Here is a 6,746-nt window from a genome sequence, read left to right on the forward strand (position 1 = left end):
GAAAAAAAGCCTATGTGGATCAAAGCCTTGCATGGCGCGCAAAAAACAGGGTTGTAGCGAATTCGTTCCACTGTAGCGCTTTCAGTACAGCGGATGTCGTTCTCAGACCCTTTTTGAAACGCAACCCTGTAGGCACCCAGCTCAGGACTTGTTGGGTATGCCGTACTTGCGCAACCGATGGGCGATGGCCGTATGGGAAGTTTGCAGGCGGCTGGCCAGTTGCCGGGTCGAGGGATAGCTGGCGTAGAGTTTCTCCAGCAGACTGCGTTCGAAATCCTCGACCGCCTGTTCAAGGCTGTCGACTTCGCCGTCGCTTTGACGGGCCACCGAGGTGCCGGCGATGTCCAGGTCGCCGATGTCCACCAGGCTGCTTTCGCAGATGGCGGCGGCGCGGAAGATCACGTTCTGCAACTGGCGCACATTACCCGGCCAACGGTTGCCCAACAGTGCCGGGTAGGTGCCGGGCGCCAGGCGGCACACCGGGCGCTGGATCTGCGCGCAGGCCTGCTGCATGAAGTAGCGCGCCAGCAACAGGATGTCCTGGCCACGTTCGCGCAGGGGCGGCACTTCGACGTTGAGCACGTTGAGGCGGTAGAACAGGTCTTCGCGAAAGGTGCCCTCGCTGACCATTTTTTCCAGGTTGCGGTGGGTGGCGCTGAGGATGCGCACATTGACCTTCACTTCACGGTCGCCGCCTACCCGGCGGAAGCTGCCGTCGTTGAGAAAGCGCAGCAACTTGGCCTGCAGGTAAGGCGACATTTCGCCGATTTCATCCAGGAATACCGTGCCTTGGTTGGCCAGCTCCATCAACCCCGGCTTACCGCCGCGCTGGGCGCCGGTAAACGCGCCTGGGGCGTATCCAAACAGTTCACTCTCGGCGAGGTTCTCCGGCAGTGCTGCGCAGTTCAGCGCCAGGAACGGCGCACTGTGCCGCGCGCTGATGGCATGGCAGGCCCGCGCCACCAACTCCTTGCCGGTGCCGGTTTCGCCTTGGATCAACAGTGGTGCATCCAGCGCGGCTACCCGTTGCGCGCGGGCCTTGAGGGTGCGGATCGCCGGGGATTCGCCCAATAGCGCATCGAAGCCTTCGGCATGGTCGTGGTGCAGCGCCGACAGTTGTTCACCGATGCGGTTGGGTTGGTACAGGGTGAGCAGGGCGCCGGCGTCGGTGATCGGCGTAGCATCGAGCAAAAAGGTTTGGCCATTGACGCTGATTTCACGCAAGGGCAGGCGAAAGCCATTTTCCAGCAAGGTCTCCAGCAGCGCCGGGTCGTTGAACAGCCCGGCGATGCTTTCCCCCGCCGGTTCGCGACCATACAGGGCTATCAACGCCGGATTGGCCAGCAGGATCTTGCCCGCGCTGTCCAAGGCCAGTACCGGGTCGGTCATGGCCGCCAGCAGGGCGTCGAGTTGCAGGTGACGGCGCTGGCCGGGGAGGATGTCCACCACCGTCACCGCTTGTACGCCGTGCACGCTGAACAGCGCGTCACGCAGCTCTTCGAGCACGTCGGCGCTGAGGGTCGGCGCATCGATGTACACGTTGGGCGGCACCATCTCCACTGCATCCAGGTTGAGGTTGCGCCCACCGAGCAAGGCCAGGACTTCCTGGGTGATACCGACGCGGTCGATGAAGCTGACGTGGATACGCATGGGGCGAATGTTGGTTCTGGCGTACTGAGGGTGGCCAGTATGCCTGACAGGTGATGGAGATCAAAAATGTGGGAGCGGGCTTGCTCGCGAATGCGGTGTGTCAGTCAGCATTTTTTTCACTGACGCACCGTATTCGCGAGCAAGCCCGCTCCCACATTTGAGTGTTGGTGTCCGGGGCGTCGGGTTATTCCAGGTGTTCAGGCTTGATCGGGTCGCCGGATTTCACATCCAGTTGATGCCGCACATCCTCGAACATCTGGTCGTACTGCTTGTGCATCGAGCCATTCAACACCGCAATCTTCGGCATCCCATACTTCTGCGCGATGTTCATCGCATGCCGGGCAAAGTCGAATGCCTGGTCCTTGGGTAAGAAAAACTCTTCCTTGAGGTCCTTGCCCTGCACCGAGCCGTGCAGCTTGAACAGCATGCCCTTGCCTTCCTTTGGGTCCTGGCTGACTTCGTAATCGATGCACAGGTTGTAGCTGTAGTCGTCGTTGTTAAGGGCGTGGCGTTCGACGTGCAGGTGACCGGGTTCAAAGGTGGCCATAGGCGTATCTCCTTTACTTCACAGATAGGTGATGCCAGGTGTCGCCGTGCTGATGCGCGTGCCGGCGCTGCCCTGGACGATGGCTTCGATGTCGGAGAGTGAACCGATCACCGCAGTTTTGCCAGTCTGGCGGGCGAACTCGCAGGCGGCTTGCACCTTGGGACCCATGGAGCCGGCGGCGAAGCCGAGTTTTTCCATGTCGTCGGGGTGGGCCTGGCCGATGGCTTTCTGGGTCGGCTTGCCGAAGTCGATAAAAGCGGCGTTGACGTCGGTGGCGATCACCAGCAAATCGGCGTCCAGTTGCGCGGCCAGCAACGAGGAGCACAGGTCTTTGTCGATCACGGCTTCGATGCCCTTGAGCTTGCCGTCTTCACCGTACAGGGTCGGGATACCGCCACCACCGGCGCAGATCACGATGGCGCTTTTTTCCAGCAGCCATTTGATCGGGCGAATTTCAAAGATGCGTTTGGGCCGTGGACTGGCCACGACGCGGCGATATTTATCGCCATCCGGGGCGATGGCCCAGCCTTTCTCGGCGGCGAGTTTTTCCGCTTCGGCCTTGGAGTACACCGGGCCGATGGGCTTGGTCGGGTTCTGGAAGGCCGGGTCCTTGGCGTCCACTTCCACCTGGGTGAGCAGGGTGGCGAACGGCACTTCGAAGTCCAGCAGGTTGCCCAGTTCCTGTTCGATGATGTAGCCGATCATGCCTTCGGTCTCGGCACCCAGCACGTCCAGCGGGTACGGCGAAACGCTGGTGTAGGCCGCCGCCTGCAACGACAGCAGGCCGACCTGCGGGCCATTGCCGTGGGCGATGACCAGCTCGTTGCCGGGATGGATCTTGGCGATCTGTTCGGTGGCGATGCGGATATTGGCGCGTTGATTGTCTGCGGTCATGGGTTCACCACGGCGCAGGAGGGCGTTGCCGCCCAGGGCTACGACGATTCGCATAATGCAATCCTTCTAGAGCTCGCAATCCGTTGTAGGAGCGAGCTTGCTCGCGAAGGAGGTCAACGATAACGCGCCCATCCTGAATGAACGCGGTGCCCTTGAATTTTTCGCGAGCAAGCTCGCTCCTACAGTGGGATCGCAGCAGGGTTTAGATATCCGCGAGTGCCGACACCAGGATCGCCTTGATGGTGTGCATGCGGTTTTCCGCTTGCTCAAAGGCGATGTTGGCCGGCGACTCGAAGACTTCCTCGGTCACTTCCACGCCATTGGCCAGGTTCGGATACCGCGCGGCGATGTCCTTGCCGACCTTGGTTTCGCTGTTATGGAACGCCGGCAGGCAGTGCATGAATTTCACCCGCGGGTTGCCCGAGGCTTTCATCATCTTGGCGTTGACCTGGTACGGCAGCAGTTGCTCGATACGTTCGTCCCACGCTTCCACCGGCTCACCCATGGACACCCAGATATCGGTGTGGATGAAGTCCACGCCCTTGACCGCTTCTTTCGGGTCTTCGGTGATGGTGATGCGCGCGCCACTTTCCTCGGCGAATGCCTGGCACTGTTTGATGAAATCTTCGTGGGGCCACAGGGCTTTCGGCGCGCCGATGCGCACGTCCATGCCCAGCTTGGCGCCGATCATCAGCAGCGAGTTGCCCATGTTGTAGCGGGCGTCGCCCAGGTAGGCGTAGCTGATGTCATGCAGCGGTTTGTCACTGTGCTCGCGCATGGTCAGGGTGTCGGCGATCATTTGGGTCGGGTGGAATTCGGCGGTGAGGCCGTTGAACACCGGCACGCCGGCGAACTTGGCCAGTTCTTCGACGATTTCCTGCTCGAAGCCACGGTACTCAATGGCGTCGAACATGCGGCCGAGGACGCGGGCGGTGTCTTTCATGCTTTCTTTGTGGCCGATCTGCGACGACACCGGGTCGATGTAGGTGACGTGGGCACCCTGGTCATGGGCGGCCACTTCGAAGGCGCAACGGGTGCGGGTCGAGGTTTTTTCGAAGATCAGCGCGATGTTCTTGCCTTGCAGGTGCGGACGCTCGGTGCCGGTGTATTTGGCGCGTTTGAGGTCGCGGGACAGGTCCAGCAGGTAATTCAGCTCGCGGGTGGTGTGGTGCATCAGCGACAGCAGGCTGCGGTTGCGCATATTGAAAGCCATGATGGAATCTCCTTAATAGTCGATAGGGTCGCGGATGATCGGGCAGGTCATGCAGTGGCCGCCGCCACGGCCACGGCCGAGTTCACCGGCGCTGATGGTGATGACTTCCACGCCAGCCTTGCGCAACAGGGTGTTGGTGTAGGTGTTGCGGTCGTAGCCGATCACCACGCCTGGCTCCACGGCCACCACGTTGTTGCCGTCGTCCCACTGCTCGCGTTCGGCGGCGAAGCTGTTGCCGCCGGTCTCGACCACGCGCAGGATCTTGAGGTTGAGCGCGGCGGCCACGGTCTCGAGGAAGTTGGTTTTCTCGCGCTGAATGTCGATGCCGTGGGGCTTGCTGTCGTCAGGGCGCAGGGTGAAGGGCACGATCTGGTTGACCACTTCGGGGAAGATGGTCACCAGGTCGCGGTCGCAGAAGCTGAACACGGTGTCCAGGTGCATGGCGGCGCGGGATTTCGGCAGGCCGGCAACGATCACCCGCTCCACGGCTTTGTTCTTGAACAGGTTGCGCGCCAGTTGGCCGATGGCCTGGTGGGACGAGCGCTCGCCCATGCCGATCAACACCACGCCATTGCCGATCGGCATGACGTCACCGCCTTCGAGCGTGGCGGCACCGTGTTCCTGGTCGGGGTCGCCGTACCAGATCTGGAAGTCCGCGTTGGTGAACTCGGGGTGGAATTTGTAGATCGCGCTGGCCAGCAGGGTTTCCTGGCGTCGGGCCGGCCAGTACATCGGGTTGAGCGTCACGCCGCCGTAGATCCAGCAGGTGGTGTCGCGGGTGAACTGGGTGTTTGGCAGCGGCGGCAGAATGAAACTGGCGTGGCCGAGGAAGTCGCGGAACATCTCGATGGTCTTGCCACCGAAGCTGCTCGGCAGGTCATCGGCCGACACGCCGCCAATCAGGAACTCGGCGATCTTGCGCGGCTCAAGGCTGCGCAGCCAGGAGCTGACTTCCTCGACCAGGCCCAGGCCCACGGTGTTGGAGGTGATCTTGCGCGCCAGGATCCAGTCCAGGGCGTCGGGGATGGCGACGATATCGGTCAGCAGGTTGTGCATTTCCAGCACATCAATGTCCCGCTCGCGCATCTTGGTGACGAAGTCGAAGTGGTCGCGCTTGGCCTGGGCCACCCACAACACGTCATCGAACAGCAGTTCATCGCAGTTATTGGGGGTCAGCCGTTGGTGGGCCAAACCTGGGGAGCACACCATGACTTTGCGCAGTTTGCCGGCTTCGGAATGTACGCCGTACTTCACTTTTTCCGTGGTCATTACAGATCCTCCAAGGAACAACAATTACAGAGTCAGGAAGCCGTCGTAGAGGCCATAGGCAGCCACCAGGGCGCCAATGACGACTGCTGCGAAAATCAACTTCTCGACGTTGGTGAAAATCGGTTTGCCCAGTTCATGCTTGGCCTTGGCGAACAGGATCGCGCCTGGGGCATAGAGCAGGGCGGACAGCAGCAGGTACTTGGTGCCGCCGGCGTAGAGCAGCCAGACCGCATAGATCAGCGCGACTGCGCCGATGAACAGGTCTTTGCTGCGCTCTTTGAGGGCGTTTTCGTAGGTTTCGCCGCGCACCGCCAGCAGCAGCGCGTAGGCCGCCGACCACAGGTACGGCACCAGGATCATCGAGGTGGCGAGGTAGATCAGCGACAGGTAGGTACTGGCGGAAAACAGCGTGATCACCAGGAATATCTGGACCATGGCGTTGGTCAGCCACAGGGCGTTGGCCGGCACATGGTTGGCATTTTCCTTGCGCAGGAACTCCGGCATGGTGTGGTCCTTGGCGGCGGCGAACATGATCTCCGCACACAGCAGCACCCACGACAGCAGCGCACCGAGCAACGAGATGATCAAGCCGACGCTGATCAGCACCGCGCCCCAGTGGCCCACCACATGTTCCAGCACGGCGGCCATCGACGGGTTCTGCAGCTTGGCCAGTTCCGGTTGGGTCATGATGCCCAGGGACAGCACGTTCACCAGCATCAGGAACAACAGCACAGTGATAAAGCCGATCACGGTGGCCTTGCCGACGTCGCTGCGTTTTTCGGCACGGGCCGAGAAGATGCTCGCGCCTTCGATACCAATGAACACCCACACGGTGACCAGCATCATGTTGCGCACTTGGTTCATCACGCTGCCCAGGTCCGGGTTTTTCACGCCCCAGATGTCAGCGGTGAAGATGTCCAGCTTGAACGCGAACACGGCGATCAACACGAACAGCACCAGCGGTACCACCTTGGCGACGGTGGTCACCAGGTTGATGAACGCCGCTTCCCTGATCCCGCGCAGCACCAGAAAATGCACGGCCCACAGCAAGACCGATGCGCCAATCACCGCCGCAGGCGTATTGCCTTCGCCGAAGATCGGGAAGAAATAACCGAGGGTACTGAACAACAGTACGAAGTAGCCGACGTTGCCCAGCCAGGCGCTGATCCAGTA

6 protein-coding genes are annotated in these 6,746 nt (G+C 61.2%); all 6 read right to left on the reverse strand.

Annotated elements, in window-relative coordinates:
• Positions 1–141 precede the first annotated feature (141 nt).
• Positions 142–1,650: a sigma-54-dependent transcriptional regulator gene (locus tag J1G35_RS21650; protein WP_053135909.1), complete on the reverse strand. Its 1,509-nt coding sequence runs from the start codon at positions 1,648–1,650 to the stop codon at positions 142–144.
• 184 nt (positions 1,651–1,834) lie between these two features.
• Complete coding sequence (locus J1G35_RS21655) at positions 1,835–2,197, reverse strand: DUF5064 family protein (protein ID WP_053135912.1); 363 nt, start codon at positions 2,195–2,197, stop codon at positions 1,835–1,837.
• An 18-nt stretch (positions 2,198–2,215) separates the two neighbouring features.
• Positions 2,216–3,145, reverse strand: coding sequence for a carbamate kinase (arcC, locus tag J1G35_RS21660; protein WP_223015968.1), 930 nt, complete (start codon positions 3,143–3,145; stop codon positions 2,216–2,218).
• A 148-nt stretch (positions 3,146–3,293) separates the two neighbouring features.
• On the reverse strand, positions 3,294–4,304 hold the full coding sequence (locus tag J1G35_RS21665) for an ornithine carbamoyltransferase (protein WP_015885593.1): 1,011 nt from the start codon (positions 4,302–4,304) through the stop codon (positions 3,294–3,296).
• Between the two features lie 12 nt (positions 4,305–4,316).
• Entirely contained in the window at positions 4,317–5,573 is a 1,257-nt protein-coding gene (gene arcA / locus J1G35_RS21670) for an arginine deiminase (protein WP_223015969.1), read from the reverse strand.
• A 24-nt stretch (positions 5,574–5,597) separates the two neighbouring features.
• A partial coding sequence (locus J1G35_RS21675; RefSeq protein WP_223015970.1) for a basic amino acid/polyamine antiporter occupies positions 5,598–6,746 on the reverse strand: 1,149 nt, incomplete at its 5' end.

This window comes from Pseudomonas sp. SH10-3B, assembly GCF_019891415.1.
Taxonomy (GTDB): domain Bacteria; phylum Pseudomonadota; class Gammaproteobacteria; order Pseudomonadales; family Pseudomonadaceae; genus Aquipseudomonas.

Coding starts and splice junctions, on each gene's coding strand:
- J1G35_RS21650 (WP_053135909.1), bottom strand. CDS start 1,650: ATGCGTATCCACGTCAGCTTCATCGACCGCGTCGGTATCACCCAGGAA.
- J1G35_RS21655 (WP_053135912.1), bottom strand. CDS start 2,197: ATGGCCACCTTTGAACCCGGTCACCTGCACGTCGAACGCCACGCCCTT.
- arcC (WP_223015968.1), bottom strand. CDS start 3,145: ATGCGAATCGTCGTAGCCCTGGGCGGCAACGCCCTCCTGCGCCGTGGT.
- J1G35_RS21665 (WP_015885593.1), bottom strand. CDS start 4,304: ATGGCTTTCAATATGCGCAACCGCAGCCTGCTGTCGCTGATGCACCAC.
- arcA (WP_223015969.1), bottom strand. CDS start 5,573: ATGACCACGGAAAAAGTGAAGTACGGCGTACATTCCGAAGCCGGCAAA.